Annotated in this window: 19 protein-coding genes; 3 read left to right on the top strand and 16 right to left on the bottom strand. The window is 72.5% G+C overall.

The features are described 5' to 3' along the window. Window positions 1-65: 65 nt before the first annotated feature. The 12 genes from WFH32_RS01615 to WFH32_RS01670 all read right to left on the bottom strand — a co-directional run bounded on the left by WFH32_RS01615 (window position 66) and on the right by WFH32_RS01670 (window position 14,622). Window positions 66-338, bottom strand: a complete 273-nt coding sequence (locus tag WFH32_RS01615; RefSeq protein WP_210410911.1) for a ferredoxin family protein — start codon at window positions 336-338, stop codon at window positions 66-68. A 41-nt stretch (window positions 339-379) separates the two neighbouring features. Then, window positions 380-1,684 (bottom strand): FAD-dependent oxidoreductase, encoded by a 1,305-nt coding sequence (locus WFH32_RS01620; protein ID WP_336706018.1) that lies wholly within the window; start codon window positions 1,682-1,684, stop codon window positions 380-382. Then, window positions 1,681-2,580 (bottom strand): electron transfer flavoprotein subunit alpha/FixB family protein, encoded by a 900-nt coding sequence (locus tag WFH32_RS01625; protein ID WP_191798064.1) that lies wholly within the window; start codon window positions 2,578-2,580, stop codon window positions 1,681-1,683. Before WFH32_RS01625 ends, WFH32_RS01620 begins: the two co-directional genes overlap by 4 nt. A gap of 31 nt (window positions 2,581-2,611) precedes the next feature. Then, entirely contained in the window at window positions 2,612-3,388 is a 777-nt protein-coding gene (locus WFH32_RS01630; RefSeq protein ID WP_191798062.1) for an electron transfer flavoprotein subunit beta/FixA family protein, read from the bottom strand. Beyond that, entirely contained in the window at window positions 3,385-4,884 is a 1,500-nt protein-coding gene (locus WFH32_RS01635) for an MFS transporter (protein WP_336706019.1), read from the bottom strand. The genes WFH32_RS01630 and WFH32_RS01635 overlap by 4 nt, the downstream gene beginning before the upstream one ends. After that, a complete protein-coding gene (locus WFH32_RS01640) occupies window positions 4,875-5,729 on the bottom strand; it encodes a MaoC/PaaZ C-terminal domain-containing protein (protein ID WP_191797008.1) in 855 nt (284 codons plus the stop codon). Before WFH32_RS01640 ends, WFH32_RS01635 begins: the two co-directional genes overlap by 10 nt. Window positions 5,730-5,820: 91 nt before the next feature. Continuing rightward, the gene (gene caiC, locus WFH32_RS01645) at window positions 5,821-7,353 is read right to left on the bottom strand and encodes a crotonobetaine/carnitine-CoA ligase (protein WP_336706169.1); all 1,533 of its coding nucleotides are present in this window, start codon (window positions 7,351-7,353) and stop codon (window positions 5,821-5,823) included. 94 nt (window positions 7,354-7,447) lie between these two features. Beyond that, window positions 7,448-8,653 (bottom strand): L-carnitine CoA-transferase, encoded by a 1,206-nt coding sequence (gene caiB, locus WFH32_RS01650; RefSeq protein WP_336706020.1) that lies wholly within the window; start codon window positions 8,651-8,653, stop codon window positions 7,448-7,450. Then, entirely contained in the window at window positions 8,653-9,786 is a 1,134-nt protein-coding gene (caiA, locus tag WFH32_RS01655) for a crotonobetainyl-CoA dehydrogenase (RefSeq protein WP_336706021.1), read from the bottom strand. Before caiA ends, caiB begins: the two co-directional genes overlap by 1 nt. A 43-nt stretch (window positions 9,787-9,829) precedes the next feature. Beyond that, the gene (locus WFH32_RS01660; protein WP_336706022.1) at window positions 9,830-10,795 is read right to left on the bottom strand and encodes an alpha/beta hydrolase fold domain-containing protein; all 966 of its coding nucleotides are present in this window, start codon (window positions 10,793-10,795) and stop codon (window positions 9,830-9,832) included. Next, window positions 10,795-12,171 (bottom strand): MFS transporter, encoded by a 1,377-nt coding sequence (locus tag WFH32_RS01665; protein WP_336706023.1) that lies wholly within the window; start codon window positions 12,169-12,171, stop codon window positions 10,795-10,797. Before WFH32_RS01665 ends, WFH32_RS01660 begins: the two co-directional genes overlap by 1 nt. 396 nt (window positions 12,172-12,567) lie before the next feature. Next, window positions 12,568-14,622, bottom strand: coding sequence for a M13 family metallopeptidase (locus WFH32_RS01670; RefSeq protein WP_336706024.1), 2,055 nt, complete (start codon window positions 14,620-14,622; stop codon window positions 12,568-12,570). A gap of 59 nt (window positions 14,623-14,681) precedes the next feature. Between WFH32_RS01670 and WFH32_RS01675 the strand changes: the two genes are divergently transcribed. Both WFH32_RS01675 and WFH32_RS01680 read left to right on the top strand, forming a co-directional pair. Further along, complete coding sequence (locus WFH32_RS01675; RefSeq protein ID WP_336706025.1) at window positions 14,682-15,140, top strand: ribose-5-phosphate isomerase; 459 nt, start codon at window positions 14,682-14,684, stop codon at window positions 15,138-15,140. Between the two features lie 39 nt (window positions 15,141-15,179). Next, complete coding sequence (locus tag WFH32_RS01680) at window positions 15,180-16,223, top strand: Fpg/Nei family DNA glycosylase (RefSeq protein WP_336706026.1); 1,044 nt, start codon at window positions 15,180-15,182, stop codon at window positions 16,221-16,223. A 98-nt stretch (window positions 16,224-16,321) separates the two neighbouring features. On the opposite strand, the gene WFH32_RS01685 is transcribed toward WFH32_RS01680, so the two are convergent. Continuing rightward, the gene (locus WFH32_RS01685) at window positions 16,322-17,662 is read right to left on the bottom strand and encodes a GNAT family N-acetyltransferase (protein WP_336706027.1); all 1,341 of its coding nucleotides are present in this window, start codon (window positions 17,660-17,662) and stop codon (window positions 16,322-16,324) included. Window positions 17,663-17,837: 175 nt separating this feature from the next. Between WFH32_RS01685 and WFH32_RS01690 the strand changes: the two genes are divergently transcribed. Next, on the top strand, window positions 17,838-18,209 hold the full coding sequence (locus tag WFH32_RS01690; protein WP_336706170.1) for an MGMT family protein: 372 nt from the start codon (window positions 17,838-17,840) through the stop codon (window positions 18,207-18,209). Between the two features lie 82 nt (window positions 18,210-18,291). Here WFH32_RS01690 and WFH32_RS01695 read toward each other — a convergent pair whose 3' ends face one another. From WFH32_RS01695 to WFH32_RS01705, 3 genes are all read right to left on the bottom strand, one after another. Beyond that, a complete protein-coding gene (locus tag WFH32_RS01695; RefSeq protein ID WP_336706028.1) occupies window positions 18,292-19,341 on the bottom strand; it encodes an LLM class F420-dependent oxidoreductase in 1,050 nt (349 codons plus the stop codon). Between the two features lie 137 nt (window positions 19,342-19,478). Then, on the bottom strand, window positions 19,479-20,471 hold the full coding sequence (locus tag WFH32_RS01700; RefSeq protein WP_336706029.1) for a DUF1648 domain-containing protein: 993 nt from the start codon (window positions 20,469-20,471) through the stop codon (window positions 19,479-19,481). Further along, on the bottom strand, window positions 20,468-20,821 hold the full coding sequence (locus WFH32_RS01705) for a GntR family transcriptional regulator (protein WP_138824892.1): 354 nt from the start codon (window positions 20,819-20,821) through the stop codon (window positions 20,468-20,470). The genes WFH32_RS01700 and WFH32_RS01705 overlap by 4 nt, the downstream gene beginning before the upstream one ends. Window positions 20,822-20,904 lie beyond the last annotated feature (83 nt).

Consider the following 20,904-nt stretch of genomic DNA (forward strand, 5'->3'; position numbering starts at 1 on the left):
GGGCCTCGCAGGGGTGGTCCGGGCAGCTGCCCGAGGGCGCCCGGACCACCCCGGTCCGCGAGAGGTCAGCCCTCGCGGAGCGAGATGCCCATGCCGCCGCGCGGGTAGCGCCAGGTGAGCACCCCGGGTTCGGCCACGGCGGCGCAGGCACCGCACTCGAAGCACGCGGCGTACTCGACGGAGATCGTCCCGTCGGCCTCCTCCGCGTAGACCTTGGCCGGGCAGATCGCGACCAGCCGTCGCGCGCACCCGGTGGTGCGGGCGAGGTCCTGGTCGAGGTGGATGTGGCTCTCCTCCTCGTCGGTCTCGTACCGGTTGCCGGCCAGCCGATCTGCCACGGTCCCGATCCTGAGCCCCCGGGTCACGGATCCAGTCGTCGTCACAGCGCACGCACCCCCGCCAGCCCGTCGGAGAACAGGTCCCGCAGGCGCACGGGCGAGCGCTTGAAGGCCCTCTTCGCCACGTCGCGCAGGTGGCGACGCGGTCTGAGGTCCTGGTTGAAGGCGCCGTACATGATGTCGGCGAGGAGCGAGCCGTACTGCTCGTACATGCGTTCGCGCTCCAGGAACGCGGGCGCCTTGGCGTAGGTCTGCATGTCCTGGCCGGCGAACGACGCGGTCAGCGCCGTCCGGTACCCCGCCAGCCCGGCCTTGGACGTGTCTCCCGCAGCCAGCGCCGCCTCGATCCCCGTGGCCGCGGCGATGCCGGAGGCCGTGGCGAGGTCCATGCCACGGACGGTCAGGCCCGTGTTGAGCGTCAGGCCCGCGGCGTCGCCCACGACGACCATGCCGTCCGTGGTGATCTCGCGGACCATGTCCAGGCCGCCCTCGGCGACCAGGTGGCTCGCGTACTCCGACACCTCGCCGCCCGCGAGCAGCGGGGCGACGAACGGGTGGGTCAGGAAGTGCTCGAACACCTCCGACGACGGCACGCCCTTGGCGACGAGGTCGTCCAGCCGCAGCACCACGCCGACCGAGATCGAGTCGCGGTTCGTGTACAGGAACCCGCCGCCGCCGATCCCGAGCGTGCAGTCGCCGACCACGGCGTAGGCCACGCCCTCGTCACCGGCGCAGTGGAACCGCTCCTCGATGGTCGCCGCGGTCAGCGAGACGACCGCCTTCACGCCGAGCGCCAGGTGGTTCGTCGGTTCCTGGGGGCGCAGGCCCGCCGCGCGCGCCAGGAAGGAGTTGACGCCGTCGGCGGCCACGACCACGTGGGCCCGCAGCTCGTCCTCGCCGGCGCGGACGCCCACGACCTTGCCGTCCTCGGTGAGTACCTCGTCGACGCGGACCCCCGGCATGAGGAACACGCCGGCCTCCTCGCACCTCTCGCCCAGCCACGCGTCGAGCCGGGCGCGCAGCACGGTCACCGCGTTCACGGGGTCGGACAGCCGCGAGTCCTGGTAGTCGATCCCGACCGACGACGTGCCGTTGAGGAACTGCACGTAGTTGCGCGTGATGCGCCGCTCGACCGGGGCCTGCGTGAGGAAGTCGGGGAAGACCTCCTCCATGACCCGCGAGTAGAGCACGCCGCCCGACAGGTTCTTCGAGCCGGGCGCCTCGCCCCGCTCGATGAGCACGACCGAGCGGCCGGCCTCGGCGAGCCGGTACGCGGTCACGCACCCGGCGACGCCGGCACCGACGACGATGACGTCGAAGTCGGGCTCGACCGCCTCGGTCGTCATGACAGCGCCGCCGTGAGGGCCGGGACGACCTGGTACAGGTCGCCGACGACGCAGTAGTCGGCCTCGGCGAAGAAGGGCGCGTCCTTGTCGGAGTTGATCGCGACGACGGTGCGCGCGCCACGGGCACCGACCGTGTGCTGGAGCTGCCCGGAGATCCCCACCGCGAGGTACAGCTCGGGGGAGACCTGCTGGCCGGTGACGCCGACGTAGCGGTCGTGCGTGTACCACCCGAGGCCCTCGGCGAGCGGGCGGGAGCACGCGGTCTCGGCGCCGATCGCCGCCGCGAGGGACTCGACGAGCCCGAGGTCGTCCTTGGCCTTGACACCGCGGCCGGCGGACACGATGCGCTGTGCGCGACCGAGGTCGACGACGGCACGCTCGGCCGGGCGGTTCTCGGTGACGGTGAGCGTGGGGATCGCCGAGGCCGTGACCTCGGCGATCGCGGCGCTGCCGCCCGTGGTGACGGCACCGCCGTCGACCACGACGACCGCCGGGCCGGAGACCCGGTCGGTCTCCTGCGCGATGCCGCCGAAGACCGACCGGGTCAGCTCGACGCCGTCGGCCACGACCGTCACCGCGGAGACCTGCGTGAACGCCGGGGCGCCGAGGACGGCGGCCGCGGCCCCCGCGAGGACCCGGTCCGCCGGCCGGCTCGAGGCGAGGACGACGTCCGGCTGGGCGGCCGCGACCAGGGTGGCGACCGTCGAGGAGTAGGCCTCGACGGGAGCGTCGCCCGGCTCGCCGAGCCAGGTGACGGCGTCCACGCCCGAGGCCGCGACGGCCTCTGCGACGGACCGCGTGCCGACGACGACCGCGGTGGTGCTGGTGCCCTGGGCGAGCTCGACGAGGGCGTCGATGCGGGCGTCCCCGGCGACGAGGATGTAGGTGCTGCTCATGAGGGTGTTCCTTCCCGGGAGATCGGGGTGGTCAGAGGACGTTGTCGGCGCGCAGCGCGGCGACGAGCTCGGCGGCCGCGGCCACCGGGTCGGAACCGTCGATCACGTGCTGCTTGCGCGCTGCGAGGGCGGGGCGGGCCGTGGCGACCACCGCGGTCGCGGCGACGGGTGCCGCAGGCGTGACGTCGGCGAGGGAGAGCACCTCCACGGGGCGCTTGCCGGCGGCCAGGATGTCCTTCATGCCGGGCACGCGCGGCACGACGGCGTCGGTAGCGGCCGCCAGGACGACGGGGCCCGAGGCGTGCAGCACCTGCGAGCCGGAGTCCTGCAGGCGCTCGACGACGAGGTCTCCCGCGCCGCCCGAGATCGCCGTGACGTTCGCGAGGGCCGGCCAGCCGAGCGCGCCGGCGAGGATCGCGGGCACGAGCTGCGCGCCGACGTCCTGCGAGGAGTCGCCCGTCAGGACCAGGTCGACGTCGCCGACGTGCTTGACGACCTCGGCGAGGACCGTGGCGGTCAGGGTCGGGCCCGCACCTTCGAGCGCCGGGTCCGCGACGACGACCGCGCGGTCGAACCCGCGGGACAGCGCGGACTTGCGGGCCATCGGCGACGCGACGTCGGGGCCGCCCACGCTGATGCCGACGAGCTCGGCACCCGTGGCGTCCGCGAGGCGGCGGCCGAGCTCGGCGGCGACCGGGTCGTACTCGGACACCGACGCCTTGGCGCGGCCCCAGTCGACGGTCCCGTCGGCTCCCACCGCGGCGTCCTGCGGGTTCGGTGCCCACTTGTAGGCAACGGCAATCTTCATCGTGATCCATCTCCTTGGAGGTCGCCGCGGGGTCCGCGGTCGCTGGTGGTGAGGGGGGTGCCCGTGCCCGTCGGGGAGGCGGGCGTCCCGGCCGTGCGGGGGCCGGAGCCCGCCCGCCGGCCACGGATGCCGAGGCGCAGCGCACTGGCCTCGACGAGGGTCAGGCCGCGGGTCTCGGGTGCCCACAGCACCGAGACGAGCAGGCCCAGGCCGGAGATCACGGCGCCTGCCGTCATCGTGGCGCGGGTGCCGTAGGCGGCGAGGAAGCCGGGCAGCACGTAGGTCGAGACCACGGTTCCGATGCGGCTGAAGGCCATGGCGGCCCCGACGGCGGAGGCCCGGACGTCCGTCGGGAACAGCTCGTTCGGGTACAGCCACTGCAGGTTGCCGGGGCCGCCCGAGAAGAAGGCGTACAGGGCGAGGCAGACGATCACGACGGGCATGGCGGCGGTGGGCAGGATGCCCAGGACCGCGAGCGCGACGGTCATGATCGCGAAGCTGCCGATGAGCAGCTTGCGCCGCCCCATCGAGTTCGCCCAGAACATGGCCGGGATGCACCCGACCATGAAGAACGTGCCGATGATCATCTCGCCGATCGTCGCCGTCTGGCCGGCTCCGAACCCGAACTCCGTCATGATCCGCGGCCCGAACGTGTAGATCGCGAACATGGGCACGGCCTGGCACATCCAGATCGTCCCGACGAACAGGATCTTGCCCACGTACCCGCGGCGGAAGAGCGTCGCGTACCCGACCTTCGACGTCGTCTCGGCCTCGAGCTCGACGTCCGCGCCGAAGATGCGCCGCACGATCGCGCGCGCCTCCTCGCCCCGCCCCTTGCGGGCGAGCCAGCGGGGCGACTCGGGGATGTCCCAGCGACCGATGAGGATGACCAGGCACGGCACGACGGCGCTCGCGAGCATCCACCGCCAGCCGCCGTCGACGTCCATGAGGAGGTAGCCGACGAGGAAGGCGACGTTCGCACCGAGGTACCACGCGGCCGCGACGATGCCCATGGAGATCGCGCGGTGCTTGCGCGGGGTGAACTCCGCGATGAGCGACGTCGCGATCGGGTAGTCGGCACCGATGACGATGCCGATCAGGAACCGCATGACGACGAGCATGAGCGGCGTGCCCACGAACGCGGTACCGACCGAGAGGACGGCGATCGCGACGATGTCGATGACGAACATCTTCTTGCGCCCGATGACGTCCGTCAGCCAACCGCCGACCGACGTCCCCAGGAAGAGGCCGACGAGCGCGGCCACCCCGACGACGGCCGTCCAGGTCGCGTCGAGGTCGAGCGCCGGGCCGAGCTGGATGAGGGCGACGCCGATGATGGACAGCACGTAGCCGTCGAGGAACGGGCCCCCCGACGAGAAGAGGGTGACCCGCTTGAGGAACGGGGTCATCTCGACGTCGTCGAGCATGACCCGCCCGGGGGCCGCGGTGACGACCGCCGCCCCCGTGGGGCGGCGGTCGTCCTGGCTCAGGCCCACTCGATCACGCCGAAGTTGAGGAACGGCTTGGCCGACGGGTCGTCGGCGTCCACCAGGCGGAAGTGCACCCGCCCGTCCTCCATGCGCCACATCTGGGTCGCCACCCGGGTCCCCGGGAGGACGGAGGCGGTGATGCGCGTCTTGAAGCGCTTGAGCCGCTCGGGCTCGCCCGGGACGAACGCGCGCACGAAGTGGCGGCACACGATGCCGGCGAAGCTCACGGCGTGCAGGATCGGGCGGGGCTGGCCGTTCTCGGCCGCGTACTCCCAGTCGACGTGCTGCGGGTGGTAGTCGCCCGACAGGCGGTAGATCAGTGCCTGGTTCTCCGGGATGGTCTCGATGGTCTCGACGTCGGGCTCGCGGTCGGGCATCTCGACGATGTCCTTCGGCGCGGCCGGTCCACCCCACCCGCCGTCGTAGATGAGGCAGTCCCAGCTCTCGTTCGTGAAGAGGAGGTTGCCCTCGTCGTCGTACGTGTCGCCGACGTGCTGGGCGAGCAGCCCCTTGCCCTCGCCCCGGTCGTACAGACCCTTGAGCAGGACCTTGGTCGAGAGCTTCCCGTCCAGCCGGGTGATCGGCCGGTGGAAGGTGACGTCGAAGCTCCAGTGCAGCGACCCGGCGTAGTCGTAGCCGTAGTCGATGGTCCGCGTGACCTCGGAGTCGACGATCGGCATCGCGGCGAAGGTCGGCAGGACCTTCATGTCCTTCTCGTACACGTACTCGAGGTCGGTGCGCCCGTCGATCGCGCAGCCGGAGCCGAGGGCGAACAGGCTCAGGTCGCGGAAGGTGTACTCGCGCTCGAACGGGCCGAACCACTGGCCGACCATCTCGGTCTTGATGACCATCGTTTCCTACTCTCTGCGTGCTCTGCGCGCGTCCGGGGGACGTGCGCGGGGGTTCGGGTGCGGGAGCCGACCGGCCCCCGTGTCGTCGGCCTCAGACCAGCGCGGCCTTGGCGACCTTGAAGGTGGTGGTGCGGGGCAGGTCGTCGACGACCTCCACGATCGTGGGGACCTTGAAGTCCGCGAGGTGGGTGGCGCAGTGCGCGCGCACCTGCGCCACGGTGACGACCTGGCCCGGGACGAGCACGACGAACGCCTTGACGGCCTCGTCGTGCACGGGGTCGGGGACACCGATCACGGCGGCCTCCGCGACCGCCGGGTGCCGGGTGAGCACCTGCTCGACCTCCGTCGGGGAGACGTTCTCGCCCGAGCGCTTGACGAAGTGCGTGCGGCGGTCGACGAACCAGTGCCAGCCGTCGGCGTCCGCGCGACCGAGGTCGCCCGTGCGGAACCAGCCCTCGGGGGTGATCGCGGCCGCCGTGGCCTCGGGGTCGCGGAAGTACTCCTTCATGAGCGTGCGGCCGGGCACCCCGCGCACCTGGATCTCGCCCACGGTGCCGACCGGGACCTCGTGCCCGTCGCCGTCGGCGATGCGCACCTCGTACCCGAGGCCAACACGGCCCACGGACGGCCAGCGGCGCTCGCCCACGGGCGGGTCCGTGAGGACGCCGACGAGGGTCTCGCTCGTGCCGTAGGAGTTGAGGAGGCGCACCCCGAAGCGCTGCTCGTAGGCGGCCTTCTCCTCGTCCGTGACGGGCAGGTAGTAGAGGACCTCGCGCACCTGGTGGTCGCGCTCGTCCGGGGCGACGGGCTGGAGCATGGTCGTGCGCAGCATCATGGCGATGCTCTGCACCACGGTCGCGCGGTGCTCACGCACCTGCGCCCAGAACCGTCGTGCGCTGAACCGCTCGACGGCGACCAGGGTCGCCCCGGCCGTGAGCACGGGCATGAGGGCGTTGAGCTGGAAGTTCACGTGGCAGGCGGGCATGGTCGTCAGGAGGCGGTCCTGCGCCGTCATCGTGGCCTGCCAGTCGACGAACAGCCCGCTGAACAGCAGGTTCGCGTGGGTCAGCACGACTCCCTTGGGGCACGCGGTGGAACCGGACGTGAAGACGATGCCGACCGGGTCCTCGCTCGCGAGCGGGACACGGTCCACCAGGACGTCCGGCTGGGCGTCGCGGGCGGGGCCGTACGGCGTCGTGCCGGGCACGTCGTGCTGCGAGCGGGCGAGCAGGATGCGCGGGTCGCCCGTGTAGCCGTCCTCGGGCAGGACGTCGGGGTCGGCGACCACGACGCGCGCCCCGACCCGGCGCTGGATGTCGTTGCACTCGGTCGCGGTGCTGCGGGGGTGGAACGGGACGCTGACGGCGCCGACGAGCGCCAGGCCGAAGAGGCACTCGAGCATCTCGGGGCAGTTGCCGAGGTGGACGCCGACGTGGTCGCCCGGGGCGACGCCCCAGGAGCGGAAGAGGTTGGCCGTGCGGACGATCCGCACGGCGAACTGGCCGTACGTCCACTCCGTCACGACGCCGTCCCGGTCCTCGAAGACGAGGAAGGTCCTGTCCGCGGAGGTGCGGGCGAGCTCCTCCCACAGGTCTCGCAGCGTCCTGCTGCCCACGATGTCCATCCACCTCACCCGTTCCTCGGTGCGCCCGGTTCTCCGGACGCGCTGTGTCGGTCGGCGGGTGCGCGCGGTTCTCGTCCCGCGCGCACCCGGTCGCTCAGCCCCTGCGGATCGTGCCGTTCTCGGCGAGCGCCTGGATCTGCTCCGGGGTCCAGCCCGCCTCGGTCAGCACGGCGTCGGTGTCCATGCCGAGCGAGGGCATGGGGCGCCAGATCCTGCCGGGGTTGCGGGAGAACTTGGGCACGATGCCGACCCCCTTGACGGGCGTACCGTCGAGCGTGTCCCACTCGACGATCGCCTCGCGCTGGGCGACGTGGTCCTCGGCGAGGAGCTGGTCGAACTCCAGCACGGCGTTGGCGGCGATCCCCACGGCGGAGAACTCCTCCTCGAGCTCGACGGCCTTCTGCGTGAGGCAGAACGTGTCCAGGTGGCGCTCGATGAGATCGGCCTGCGGTCCGTCGAGCCACAGCGCGCTGGTGTCCTCGGGGTACTCCTCGGTGCCCCAGAGGTGTCCCAGCCCGATGCGCTCCAGCAGGTACTTGTTCTGCTTGACGCCGTAGACGCACAGGCCCACGAAGCCGTCCGACGTGCGGTACTCGCCGATCCCGCACAGGTTGGGGTGGCGGGCGCCGGGGCGCGGGTAGACGGTGCCCGCGTTGAGGAAGTCCATCATGTAGTAGGCCCCGACACGCATGAGGACCTCGTACATCGCGACGTCGACGCTCTCGCCCTGGCCGGTCGTGCGCGCCTTCTGCAGCGCGGCGAGCGCGGACGAGGTCACCATGAGCGACGTGAAGTAGTCGCCCACGTACGGCACCGCGGCCATGGGCTGATCGGGGGTGCCGTTCTGCGCCATGTACCCGCTGTAGGCCTGGACCGTGAGGTCGTACGCGGCGCGGTTGACGCGCGTCTCGACGCCGTACTGGCCGAAGCCCGAGACGTGCACGATGACCAGGCGCGGGTTGTGCTCCCACAGGATCTCGTCGGTGATCCCTCGGCGGGCGTAGGTGGGGCCCTTGGAGGACTCGATGAAGACGTCCGCGTCCTTGACGAGCGAGAACAGGACTTCACGGCCCTCCTCGGTGAACGGGTTCATCGAGATCGAGCGCTGGTTGCGCCGTTCCATCTCCTTGACGAAGGTGGTGTCGCGCATCGAGTCGCCCGTGCGCGTGTTCTCGATCCAGACGACGTCGGCGCCCCACTCGGCCATGACGGCGGCCGCGGACGGGGCGGCGATCTCGACCGCCGAGTAGACGACCTTGACGCCCTCGAGGACGCCGAACCCCGGGATCGGGCCGGACATCAGCGGTACTCCTTGAGTGCGGCGCGGCCGGCGGCGAGGATCATCATCTCGTCGGTGCCGCCGGAGATCCGCTCCACGCGCAGGTCGCGGTAGAAGCGGGCCACGCGGTGGTCGCCGGTGACGCCGATGCCGCCGAGCACCTGGATGGCGTCGTCCACGACCTCGGACGCGGCGCGCGTGCAGTACAGCTTGGCCATGGAGCAGTCGCCCTTGCCGAGCAGCCCGTTCTCGGCCTTCCAGGCGATCTCGTAGACCATGTTGCGCATGTTCGTGAGCTTGATCCTCATGTTCGCGAACTTCTCCTGGATGAGCTGGTAGCGAGCGATCGCCTCGCCGCCCTGCACCCGCTGGTTCGCGTACCGTGCCGCGTCCTCGAACGCGCACAACGCCCATCCGTAGTCGCACGCGGCGACGAGGAAGCGCTCCAGGTCGAAGTCCGCGACGGTGCGCGCGAAGCCCTCGCCCTCGCCGCCGAACATGTCCTCCTCGCGGAGCTCGACGTCGTCGAAGTAGATCTCGCAGCACGAGTCCATGCGCAGGCCGAGCTTGTCGAGGGGCTCCTTGCTGATGCCGGGGAGCGTCATGTCGACGAAGAACTCGGAGTACTGGTCCATGTCCTCGGCGTTGCGCGCCATGACGACCAGGTAGGGCACGTGCTTGGACGACGTGATGAAGGTCTTGTGGCCGTTGAGGTAGACCTTGCCGTCGCGGCGCGTGTAGGTCGTGGACATCTTGGCGAAGCTCGAGCCGGCGCCCGGCTCCGTCATCGCGAAGTTCCAGATCTGCTTGCCGGTGCCGACCAGGGCGAGGATCTTCTCGATCTGCTCGGGGCTGCCGACGCGCAGGACGGTCTCGAGCGTGGGGAGCTGGTAGAGCACGTAGGTCGGGACGCCGAGGCGTCCGAGCTCCTCCCAGACCGCCGCGATCGTGGTCCAGCCGGCGTCGAGGCCTCCGCGGTCCTCGGGCAGGAGGATCGTGTCGACGCCGAGCTCGGCGAGCTCGGCGACGAACCGCTCCGGGTACTCGTGGTCCTTGTCGCACCGGGCGAAGTAGGTGTCCCAGTTCTCGCGGGCCATGAGCTCGCGGATGGCCTGGACCATCAGCTCCTGGTCCTCGGTGAGGGAGAAGTCCATGAGAGGGCCTTTCGTTCGGGGTGGTGGGGGAGTCGTGGTGCGCTCAGACGAGCGCGGCGGTGACGCGCCGGTGGAACGCGGCGCCCTCCGCGAGGACCTGGCGGGCCTCGGGCAGCATCCGCGAGTGGTGCAGGAAGCCGTGCAGGACGCCGTCGACGACGTGCAGGCGGTGCTCGACGCCGTGCGCGGCGAGCAGTGCGGCGAGGGCCCGGCTGTCGTCGAGCAGCGGGTCGAGCGCGCTCGCCACGAGGTACGTCGGAGGGACGCCCTGCGAGAGGTCCGCGGAGAGGCAGTCCAGGCAGGGGCTGCGAAGGTCCTGCGGGCTCGAGGTGTACGCGGCCAGGTAGCCGTCGAGGTCCTCCGGGGTCAGCCCGTCCCACGCCCCGCCGAACAGTCGGCGGGACACGGAGTCGCGCAGGCCGAAGAGGCCGTAGTAGAGCAGGAGCGACTCGACCGCGGGGCCGCCGTGGTCGCGGAGCCAGAGGGTCGCGGCGAGGGCCAGGTTGGCCCCGCCGGAGTCGCCGGCGAACGCGACGCGCCCACCGGTGACCCCGATCTCGTCCGCGTGCTCCGCCACGTGACGGGCGACGGCTGCGCACTCCTCGACGGCCTGCGGGAGCTTCGCCTCCGGCGACAGGGCGTAGTCCACGCCGACGACCACGGCCCCGGTCGCGTCCGCGAGGGCTCGCATGATGCGGTCGTGCGTGTCGAGACTGCCGACGACGAAGCCGCCGCCGTGGACGTAGAGGAGCGCGGCGCCGTCGGCCTGCTGGACAGGGTGGTACCGGCGGATCCGGACCGGCCCGTACGGCCCGGCCACGGTGTCGTCGACGGTCCGCGCCATGCGGGGGCCGCCCTCGTTCCAGTACACCCGCTCGGTGGCGTAGCGGCAGCGCTGCTCGCGGACGGTGGCGTCGGGGGCGAGCGCGGGTCCCTGGAGCCGCTCCTGGAGGGCGAGGACCTCGCGCATGCGGGGCGTCAGGCGGGCGAGGACGTCGACGGCGGACATCAGGCGTTCACGGGCTCGGGCTCGGCGGACTCGCCGGCGGCGAGAGCCTGCGCCGCCTCGTACCGCGCGTCGAGCTTCGCCTGGTTGGTGCGCACGTAGCGGTTCAGCAGCAGCGCGCAGGCGGACGCGACCACGGCGGAGCCCACGAGGATCCAGAAGATCTGCGGGTAGGCGGCGCCTTCGTTCCCGGCGGCGTCGGCCTTGTCGATGATCGAGCCGAACCAGGTGCTCGAGAAGGTGTCCGGCAGGAAGCCGACGAGCGACACGACCCCGGTCGCGGCACCGAACGCGGCGAGCGGGACCTTGCCCTCGGTGAGCTGGGACGACACGATGCCGAACACACCGTTGGCGATGAAGCCGAGCGCGACGCCGATGAGGGCCACCGACAGGATCAGGCCGGTGCCTGCGGGCAGGACGCCCGGCACGGGCACGATCGCGAGCACGGCGATGCCGGCCGCCGCGATCAGCGAGCCGATCCAGATGACGCGCGACGGCTTCTTCGCCCGGAAGGCGAGGGCGCCGAAGACGGGTCCGGCGAACAGGGTCACGCCGTACTGGCGCAGGACGCTGAGGATGTTGTTGAGCGTGGCGTCGGCGCCGAGGTAGGTGAGGTAGGTCGTCGCGTAGTTGACACCCGTGTAGTAGAAGTACACGAAGAAGACGGTGACCGCGGTGATGAGGACGACGGGGTTCGTCAGGGCGCGCCCGGTGTCGACGAGGACCTGCCTGGCGGAGCGGACGCTGCCGATCTCGCCCTCGAACTTCGGGATCATGACGAACGCGAGCACGCCGAGCAGGAGGATGAGCACGGCGTAGAAGAGGAGGAAGGTCCGGAAGGCGCCGGCGGCGTCGCCCGCCGCGCGGGCGAGGACCCAGGTGCCGACGAGACCGGCGAGGAAGCCCGCGAGGCCGTAGAAGCCGTAGCTGATGCCGATGTTGCGCGAGTACTCGTTCTCGGCCGAGATCAGTCGCACGAGCTTGTAGCGGCAGCCCCACCACAGCAGGATCGTGGTGATGCCCATGGCGACGAAGATCAGCAGGAGCGTGCCGTACGACGGCAGCATCGCGTACCAGAAGGTCAGGGCCGCGGTGAGGACGAACCCGGTCGAGCACAGGGTGCGCATGCGTACACGGTCGGCGACGAGGCCCGAGGGCAGGTAGCAGATCGTCGCGGTGATGGCGTAGGCGCCGAGCAGGGCGCCGATCTGCGTGTTGGACAGGCCGAGCGCGGACTTCTGCGCGTCGTAGAAGGCCTGCTTCAGGTAGGCGGGGCCGTAGATGGTGCTGCTCCCGGCGCTGACCAGGATCAGGATGAACCACCGACGGAAGGTCGTGAGGTCCGCGGCCTTCTTCTCTCCTTTGGCGACGATCGCCATGTGCCCTCCTCAGAGCTGTCACGCACTCTCGTAGTGCGACCTGGACCACACTGCGCCCTCGAGGAGATGACACGGGAGGGTTTCGGCGTCATGACGACAAGGTGCGTAGGGGGCGCTGCGGACCTGAGTAGAGGAGGGGCCGGGCTTGAGTGCAAGAACCCCCTTACCGGGCGGTAGGGTTTACCATGAAGGCTCGCGAGGCGCGGAAACAAGCGGCTTGTACTTTTCTTCACAAAGAATGGCGTGCTCAGCCCGGTACGACGAGCCGCCCGGCAGGGGGCCCGACGGCGACTCGGGCACTCCCGGGAGACGACGACGGCCGGTGCAGCGCCCGTGGGGGCTGCACCGGCCGCCGGGCCGCGAACGTGACGCCGCGAGACGCGCGGCGCCCACACGTCACCAGATGCGGACGCGCTCCTCGGGGGCGAGGTACAGCGCGTCGGACTCCGACACGTCGTACGCCTCGTAGAACTCGTCGAGGTTGCGCACCACGCCGTTGCAGCGGAACTCGTTGGGCGAGTGCGGGTCGGTGGCGAGACGACGCACGACCTCCTCGTCACGGCCCTTCGACTGCCAGACCTGGGCCCAGCCGAGGAAGACGCGCTCGATGCCCGTCAGTCCGTCGACCACGGGCGCCTCGGACAGGGGACGGCCCAGCGCGATGCGGTACGCCTTGAGCGCGATCGACAGCCCGCCCAGGTCCCCGATGTTCTCCCCAATCGTCAGCGCGCCGTTGACGTGCGGGCCGTCGTCGGGCAGCTGGACCGGGCGGAACGCGTCGTACTGCGCGATGAGGGCCTTGGTGCGGACCTCGAACTCGGCCCGGTCCTCGGGCGTCCACCAGTCCTCCAGGCGCCCGTCGCCGTCGTACTTGGAGCCCTGGTCGTCGAACCCGTGCCCGATCTCGTGGCCGATCACGGCCCCGATCCCGCCGTAGTTGACCGCGTCCTCGGCGTCCGGGTCGAAGAACGGCGGCTGGAGGATCGCCGCGGGGAAGACGATCTCGTTCATGCCCGGGTTGTAGTACGCGTTGACCGTCTGCGGGGTCATGAACCACTCGTCGCGGTCGAGCGGCTTGCCGATCTTGCCCAGCTCGCGGTCCTGGTCGAACGCGTTGGAGCGGCGCACGTTGCCCAGCAGGTCGTCGGCCTCGATCACGAGCGCCGAGTAGTCGCGCCACGTGACCGGGTACCCGATCTTGGGCGTGAACGCCTCGAGCTTGGCGAGCGCCTTGACCTTGGTCTCCTCGGTCATCCAGTCGAGACCCTCGATGGACTCGCGGTAGGCCGCGACGAGGTAGGCGACGAGCTCCTCCATGCGGGCCTTGTGCGCGGGCGGGAAGTGCCGCTCGACGTACACCGCGCCCACGGCCTCGCCCAGGGCGCCCTCGACGAGCGAGACTCCGCGCTTCCAGCGCTCGCGGACCTCCTGCGCCCCCGACAGCGTGCGGCCGTAGAAGTCGAAGTTCGCCTCGACCAGCTCGTCCGTGAGGTACGGGGCACGCGCCGAGACCAGGTGGTAGACGGCCCACAGCTTCCAGTCCTCGACCGGGACAGACTGCCAGAGCTCCGCGAATCCCGTCGCGAAGCCGGGCTCGCGGACCACGAGGGAGTCGAGCGAGCCGGCCGGGGCGCTCAGGGCCAGGACCCACGCGTGCCAGTCGAAGCCCGGGGCCGAGTCGGCCAGCGCGCGCAGCGTCATGGGGTTGTACGTGAGGTCCGCGTCGCGGTCGCGCACGACGTCCCAGTGGTGCGCCGCGAGCTGCGTCTCGAGGGCCAGCACCCGCTCGGCGGCCTCCTCGGGGGACGCGCCCCAGGTGTCCGCCGTGACGCCCGCGAGCGTCAGCATGCGCGCGACGTGCGGCACGTACTTGGCCCGGATCTCCGCGTACTGCTCCTCGCGGTAGTACGCCTCGTCGGGCAGGCCCAGCCCGCCCTGATAGAGGTAGGCGACGTACTTCTCGGGGTCCTTGGCGTCGTTGTCGACCCAGAACCCGAAGGCGCCCGCGCCGCCCGTGCGCTGCAGCGCGCCCAGGGCGCCCGTGAGCTCGGCCTGGTTCGTGGCAGCAGCGATCAGCGCGAGGTCCGGCGCGAGCGGGCTCACGCCGCGCGCCTCGATCGTGTCGGTGTCCATGAAGCTCGCGAAGAGCGCGCCGATCTGCGCCTGGACGCCCGTGGCGTCCCCGGCCTGCGCCGCGGCGGCGCTGTCGTCGATGATCTCGCGCACGTGCTCCTCGGCCTGGTCGTGCAGCGCGCGGAACGCGCCGTCCATCGACCGGTCGGCGGGGATCTCGTGGGTCTCGAGCCAGCGGCCGTTGACGTGCCGGTACAGGTCGTCCTGCGGACGGACGGCCGGGTCGAGGGCGGACAGGTCGATGCCGGAGGCCGTCGTCGGCGCAGCGCCCGTGGCGGTCAGGTCCCCGCCCGTGACGGAGGGTGTGGTCTGTGTCATGCGTCTCAGGTTATGCGAGCAGGGGCGCGGGCGGGGAGCGCATCGGGGATGATGGGGCCATGCGCGTTCACATTGCAGCGGACCACGCGGGGTACGAGCTCAAGGCTCACCTCGTCACGCACCTCAAGAGCTCGGGCCACGACGTCGTGGACCACGGCGCCCACGAGTACGACGCCCTCGACGACTACCCGTCGTTCTGCATCGCGGCCGGCGAGGCCGTCGTCGGGGAGCCGGGCAGCCTCGGCGTCGTGATCGGCGGCTCGGGCAACGGCGAGCAGATCGCCGCCAACAAGGTCGACGGCGTGCGCGCCGCCCTGGCCTGGAACCTCGACACCGCGAAGCTGGCCCGCCAGCACAACGACGCCAACGTCATCTCGGTCGGCGGGCGCCAGCACACGGTCGAGGAGGCCACGTCGTTCATCGACGCATTCCTCGCCGAGCCGTTCAGCGGTGACGAGCGCCACCAGCGCCGCATCGACCAGCTCGCGGCCTACGAGGCCTCGCGCCACCAGGCGTGACGTCCGTCCACACCGTGCGCGCGGTGGACGGTGCGGCCCGTGCCTGAGGGCCACACCGTCCACCGCCTCGCGCGCACGTTCGCCGAGCTCTTCGCGGGGCAGGTCCTGGCGGTCTCGAGCCCGCAGGGCCGGTTCGCGGCCGGGGCCGTGCTGCTCGACGGCGCGCGCCTGGTCGCGTCCCGGGCCTGGGGCAAGCAGCTCTTCCTGGGCTTCGCGGACCCGTCCGCGGAAGCTGCCGCAGGACCCGACGGACCGCCGCCCGACGACGACCTGCGCTGGCTGCGCGTCCACCTGGGCCTCTACGGGGCCTGGACGTTCGCGGGCGACGGGAGCGCCGCCGTCGTGCACGCGATCGGCGCGCCGCGCAGGCGCATCGGCGAGCGGGACTCGGTCCCGGCCGGTCCGCTCGCGTCGCTCCCCGCCCCGGGAGACGACTGGGCTCCTCCCGCGCCCCGCGGCGCGGTGCGGGTGCGCCTGCTCGGCGAGCACGCGGTCGCTGACCTCACGGGCCCCACGGCCTGCGAGGTCGTCTCGGCGGACGAGGTGCGCGCGGTCGAGGCGCGCCTGGGCCCCGACCCGATCCGGGACGACCCCGCCCCGGCGGGCGGGCCCGAACGCTTCGTGACGGCCGTGCGGCGCTCGCGCACGACCGTCGGACAGCTCCTCATGAACCAGGACGTCGTCGCCGGGGTGGGCAACATCTACCGCGCCGAGGTGCTGTTCCGTGCGGGCCTGGACCCGCTGACCCCGGGCAGGGACGTGCCCGCCGAGACGCTGCGGGGGATCTGGGACGACCTGGTCGTCCTCATGCGTGACGGCGCGACCACGGGCGCGATCGTCACGACCCGTCCCCAGGACCGCGAGCCCGACGGCGCCACCTCGCCGGGAGCGCCGTCTCGCCCGGGAGCCGGGCGTCAGGAGGTGCGCCAGAACACCGACGGCACCGCCGGGTCCGTGCCCGCCGACCAGGCGTTCTACGTCTACCACCGCGACGGCCTGCCGTGCCGGATGTGCGGGACGCCGGTCCTCATGAAGGACCTCGCGGCTCGCAAGCTCTACTGGTGCCCGACGTGCCAGCGGTGACCCGGGATCTCACCGACCGCTGAGTGCGGGGTGGGGGGGGGGGGCGCCCCGGGGGGGGGGCCGCCCCCCCCCCCACCACGCACTCGGCGCGAGACCCGTCAGAACACCCAGCTCGAGACGGGCGCCACGGGCCAGCCGAACGCGGCGCTCGCCGCGGCGAGCGCACCCGGGCGGTGCTCCGACACGAGCCCGGCCGTCGCGAGCGAGGCGAGCGAGACGCCGCCCAGGAACGCCGAGCCCAGCTCGCGCACGTCGAGCGACAGGTCGGCCGGGTCCTCGGTACGTTCGCACGCCGCGTCCCCGAACGCCGTGGCGCGCAGGCGCCAGTGCCCCGAGTTCTCCGGGACCCGCGCGTCGCTCACGTGCAGCACCACGTCGACGTCACCCGCGTACCGCCTCCCCGCGAGGGCCACGGGGACGTCGAGCACGCGGACCCACAGGTTGTCCACGACCCGGCCCGCCGCGGCCCGCGGGTTCACGAGGAGGTGCGTGACGACGTCGTCCACGGGGATCATGAACGGCTCGACCTCGCTCGTCAGGTCGAGGTCCGTCAGGACGCCCCACAGGGCGCGCGCGGCCGCGGCGTCGAGCGCGACGACCTCGCCCGTGCTCACGGTCCCGCGCGGACCGGTCGTCTCCCAGGACAGCTTGCGGCGGAAGGTCGCGTAGCCGCGCGGCTCGCCGTCCCGCTCGACGACGACGATGCGCTGCGACTCGCGGCCACGGCGGAACGCCGCCGGGTCGGACCACCAGGCCTCCTGGAGCTCGGGCGACTCACGCGTGACCCAGCCGGGCCGGTTGACGCCCGTGCCGTGCCCGCCCGGGTCCGCGCCCGCCGCGCGGTGCAGCGAGTCGACGAGCTCGCCGTGCCGCGCCCGGTCGGCCTTCTCGATGCGGACCGTGTGCTCGTCGGCGCCGGAGACGTCCCGCAGCGCCGCGCCGCGCGGGATCGTCAGGCGCAGGTCCTGGGCTGCCTGGCCGTAGCCGAACCGGCCGTAGATGGCGGCCTCGGCCGCGAAGAGCGCCGAGACCGGTTCGCCAGCGGCCCTCGCCTGCTCGAAGTGCACGTCGATCATGGCGCTGAGGATGCCGCGACGGCGGTGCTGCGGATGGACCCCGACCCACGTCAGGCCGCTCACGGGCAGCGTTGCGCCCGGGACGGGGAACTCGGCGAACGGGTACGAGGCGTGCATGGCCGCGAGCTCGCTCACGGTCGGGACCGCGCCGTCGAACGGGACGGCGTCGGCGTCCTCGTGGTCGCTGACGACCCCGAACGTCCGGGACCACGTGAGCGGGAGCGGGTGCTGGACCTGCTCGTCGAGGTCGACCTCGGACGGGAACGCCCAGGTGTCGACCTCGAGGACGGCGCGCTTGTCCGCCTCCGTCAACGACGTGAGGCGGTAGCCGGCGGGCAGGGGACGGTGGGTGGGTTCGGTCATGGACCCATCCTGCTGGGCCGGTGGGGGCAGGGCCAGAGGAATTCGCAGCGAGGCATCGCCACGTGAGTACGTGCCCCTTCATCAGACGGACCGGGGGCAGCCGCTCGCTTCTCGGCGGAGTGGGGACGAGCGCAGGTACGCTCGCCCGGTGAACCAGGCGCGCGAGCAGGAACGGGTGGTCGGACGGCCGGCAGGCGCGGAGGTCGCCCGCCAGGAGTACGCCGACGCCGTGCTGGCCCTCGTCGAGTCGATCCCGCCCGGGCGGGCCATGACGTACGGGCTCGTCGCGGAGATCGTCGCGGAGACCCTCGGTCGGGGCGGTCCGCGACAGGTGGGGCAGGTCCTCGCACGTGCCGACGGCGACGGGCCCGGCGGCCCCGGGCTGCCCTGGTGGCGCGTCGTCAACGCGGCCGGCTCGCCCCCTGCGCACCACCTGGGGACCGCGCTCGCGAACCTGCGCGCCGAGGGCTGTCCGCTGCGCCCGGGCGGCGAGCGCGTGGACCTGCGGCGGGCGGTCTGGTTCCCGGAGCAGGACCCGGACCGCTGAGTGCGGAGCAGCCGTCGCGGGTCGCGACAGCCGGCCCGCACTCAGCGGCGACTGCGGCCGGGTGTCCGGCCGCTCGTCCGGCTCAGCGACCCGGGACCGGGGCGAGCAGCCCCGCGACGGTGCGCACCGCCGTCGGGTCCCCCTGGACGAGGAGCGTCGTGACCGCGGTCGCGCGCCACGCCTCGAGGTCGTGCGCGATCTTGGCCGCAGGACCGACGAGGGCCACGTCCTCGACCAGGGCCGTGGGGACCGCTGCGACGGCCTCGGCCTTGCGGCCGGCCAGGTAGTGCGCCTGGATCTCGTCGCACGCGTCCGAGTACCCGAGCCGGTCGAGCGCGTCGCGGTGGAAGTTCGCCCCCTTGGCGCCCATGCCGCCCACGTAGAGCGCGATGAAGGGTCGCACCGTGTCGGCCGCCTGCTCGACGTCGTCGGCCACCACGACCGGGACCGTCGCCGAGACCTCGAAGTCGGCCGCGGGGGACCGCTCGGCCGAGCGCTTCGCGAAGCCGTCGTCGAGCAGCCCGCGGAACATCGCGTCCATGCGGGGGCTGTAGAACAGGGGCAGCCAGCCGTCCGCCACCTCGGCCGCGAGCGAGACGTTCTTGGGTCCCTCGGCCGCGAGGTGGATCGGGATCTCGGGCCGCAGCGGGTGCACGGTCGAGCGCAGCGCCTTGCCGAGACCCGTGGTGCCCTCGCCCGTGAGGGGGAGCTGGTAGAACTGACCGTCGTAGGTGACCGGGCCCTGGCGGGCGATCACCTCGCGCACGATCTCGACGTACTCGCGCGTGCGGGCCAACGGGCGGGGGTAGGGCTGGCCGTACCAGCCCTCGACGACCTGCGGGCCGGAGACCCCCAGCCCGAGGATCGCCCGGCCGCCCGAGAGGTGGTCGAGCGTCAGGGCGGCCATGGCGGTCGCGGTGGGGGTGCGTGCGGACATCTGCGCGACCGCGGTGCCGAGCCGGATGCGCGAGGTGTGCGAGCCCCACCAGGCGAGCGGCGTGAACGCGTCGGACCCGTAGGCCTCTGCGGTCCAGACCGAGTCGACCCCGAGACGGTCCGCGGCGACGACCGCCTCCTGGATCCCGGGCGGGGGGCCGGCCGACCAGTAGCCGGTGTGGATGCCGATGCGCATGCGTTCTCCTCGTTGTTCCTCGGCGCTGAGGTGCGGACGGGTCCGCGTGCCCGACGTGCGTCGAGCGACGGTTCCCAGGACCGGGAGTCCTAGGAACCGTCGCTCAATCTACCGTGCCCCTCGACCGGCCCCTCGACCTACCGTGCCCGGTCCGCGAGCGAGGTGAGGAGCGCCGCCCCTGCCGCGGCGTCGTCGACCGTCACGACGAGCACGCGCCCGCCCGTGCGCCGGACCTCCAGGCCCGGCCCCTTGCGGACCACGATGCCCACGCGGCCCCCGCGACCGGCACGCCAGCCCCAGCCGCCGAACTCCCGGAACGGGTCGACCGTGACCTCGCGCGCGCCCTCGACCTCGTCGAGCGGCACGACCGTGCGCGGCACCCCGAGCACCGAGCGCACCTCGAGCCCCGACGCGTCGACCGTCACGGTCCACGACATCATCGAGGCCATGACCAGCCCCAGGACCACGGGGAGCACGATCATCCACCACAGGCCTGTGACGACCACGAGGACGAGCGTCCCGACCACGGCGGCACCGGCGACGGCCAAGCCCGGCCCGCCGCGGGCCGTGCGGATCCAGGCGGCGCGCTCGTCGGCGCCCAGCGGGGCGCGCGGGTCGGCCGGAGAGACCGGCCCCTCGGCGGGCCGACGGGCGTCGCGCGGCGCGACGAGCCCGGCCAGGACACCTGCCACGAGGCCCGCGCCGAGGGCCACCGCGATGGCCGCGCCCACCCCGGAGGCCTGCGCGGCGTCGTCGAGCCCGCGCTGCACCCAGAGCGTGCCGAGCAGCGTCGCGCCCAGGAACGTCGCCGTGCCCGCGCTCACCCCCACGGCCGTCCGGCGGTTCGACGCGGACTGGCCGAAGAACCAGCCGACGAGCCAGAGACCCACCGTGAGGACCGTGCCGGTCACGAGCGGGACCACGGCGCTCGCCGCGAGCGACGCGAACCCGTCAGCGGTCCCGGCGGCGTCCCAGTGCGTCGCGACCGGGTCGGGCAGGTCGTCGCGCCACGAGAACGCGACCGCGGCGCTCGCGGCCAGGACCGCGAGGGGCAGCGCCAGGCCCAGGAGCGTGGTGGACAGGCGGTGCGGGGCGGGGGTCCGGTGGCGGGTGCCGGTCGTGGTGGTCATCGCAGTGCCTCCTTGAGCAGGGCGAGGGTGGTCTCGGGGGGCAGGGAGAGCGCGCGGCTCTCCCGTACGACGGCGTCGATCGCCGCTCGCAGGTCCGTGTAGTCGTGCGCGGCCTGGGCCGTGACGACCGCGCCGCGTCCGCGGCGCAGGTCGACGAGGCCTTCGTCGCGCAGGTCCTGGTAGGCGCGCAGCACGGTGTGGACGTTGAGGTCGAGCGAGGCCGCGAGGTCGCGGGCTGCGGGGAGCCGCTCGCCGGGGTGCACCGTGCCCGCGGCGACCGCGAGGCGCACCTGGGCCGCGAGCTGCGCGAAGAGCGGCTCGCCCGCGGTGGGGTCGATGCGGAAGATCATGTCGCCATATTACTAGTTGTTACTGTGCAACTAGAACAATGGTGTTCGACGAGAGGGGCGACGCGCACGGCGTCGCCCCTCTC

Origin of the sequence: Oerskovia sp. USHLN155, assembly GCF_037145535.1 — a bacterium.
Classification (GTDB): domain Bacteria; phylum Actinomycetota; class Actinomycetes; order Actinomycetales; family Cellulomonadaceae; genus Oerskovia; species Oerskovia rustica.

What these genes read in the sequence shown, in the direction of transcription:
- WFH32_RS01620 (WP_336706018.1), bottom strand. Translation starts at nt 1,684, where the DNA reads ATGACGACCGAGGCGGTCGAGCCCGACTTCGACGTCATCGTCGTCGGT.
- WFH32_RS01625 (WP_191798064.1), bottom strand. Translation starts at nt 2,580, where the DNA reads ATGAGCAGCACCTACATCCTCGTCGCCGGGGACGCCCGCATCGACGCC.
- WFH32_RS01630 (WP_191798062.1), bottom strand. Translation starts at nt 3,388, where the DNA reads ATGAAGATTGCCGTTGCCTACAAGTGGGCACCGAACCCGCAGGACGCC.
- WFH32_RS01640 (WP_191797008.1), bottom strand. Translation starts at nt 5,729, where the DNA reads ATGGTCATCAAGACCGAGATGGTCGGCCAGTGGTTCGGCCCGTTCGAG.
- caiC (WP_336706169.1), bottom strand. Translation starts at nt 7,353, where the DNA reads ATGGACATCGTGGGCAGCAGGACGCTGCGAGACCTGTGGGAGGAGCTC.
- caiB (WP_336706020.1), bottom strand. Translation starts at nt 8,653, where the DNA reads ATGTCCGGCCCGATCCCGGGGTTCGGCGTCCTCGAGGGCGTCAAGGTC.
- caiA (WP_336706021.1), bottom strand. Translation starts at nt 9,786, where the DNA reads ATGGACTTCTCCCTCACCGAGGACCAGGAGCTGATGGTCCAGGCCATC.
- WFH32_RS01660 (WP_336706022.1), bottom strand. Translation starts at nt 10,795, where the DNA reads ATGTCCGCCGTCGACGTCCTCGCCCGCCTGACGCCCCGCATGCGCGAG.
- WFH32_RS01665 (WP_336706023.1), bottom strand. Translation starts at nt 12,171, where the DNA reads ATGGCGATCGTCGCCAAAGGAGAGAAGAAGGCCGCGGACCTCACGACC.
- WFH32_RS01670 (WP_336706024.1), bottom strand. Translation starts at nt 14,622, where the DNA reads ATGACACAGACCACACCCTCCGTCACGGGCGGGGACCTGACCGCCACG.
- WFH32_RS01675 (WP_336706025.1), top strand. Translation starts at nt 14,682, where the DNA reads ATGCGCGTTCACATTGCAGCGGACCACGCGGGGTACGAGCTCAAGGCT.
- WFH32_RS01685 (WP_336706027.1), bottom strand. Translation starts at nt 17,662, where the DNA reads ATGACCGAACCCACCCACCGTCCCCTGCCCGCCGGCTACCGCCTCACG.
- WFH32_RS01695 (WP_336706028.1), bottom strand. Translation starts at nt 19,341, where the DNA reads ATGCGCATCGGCATCCACACCGGCTACTGGTCGGCCGGCCCCCCGCCC.
- WFH32_RS01700 (WP_336706029.1), bottom strand. Translation starts at nt 20,471, where the DNA reads ATGACCACCACGACCGGCACCCGCCACCGGACCCCCGCCCCGCACCGC.
- WFH32_RS01705 (WP_138824892.1), bottom strand. Translation starts at nt 20,821, where the DNA reads ATGATCTTCCGCATCGACCCCACCGCGGGCGAGCCGCTCTTCGCGCAG.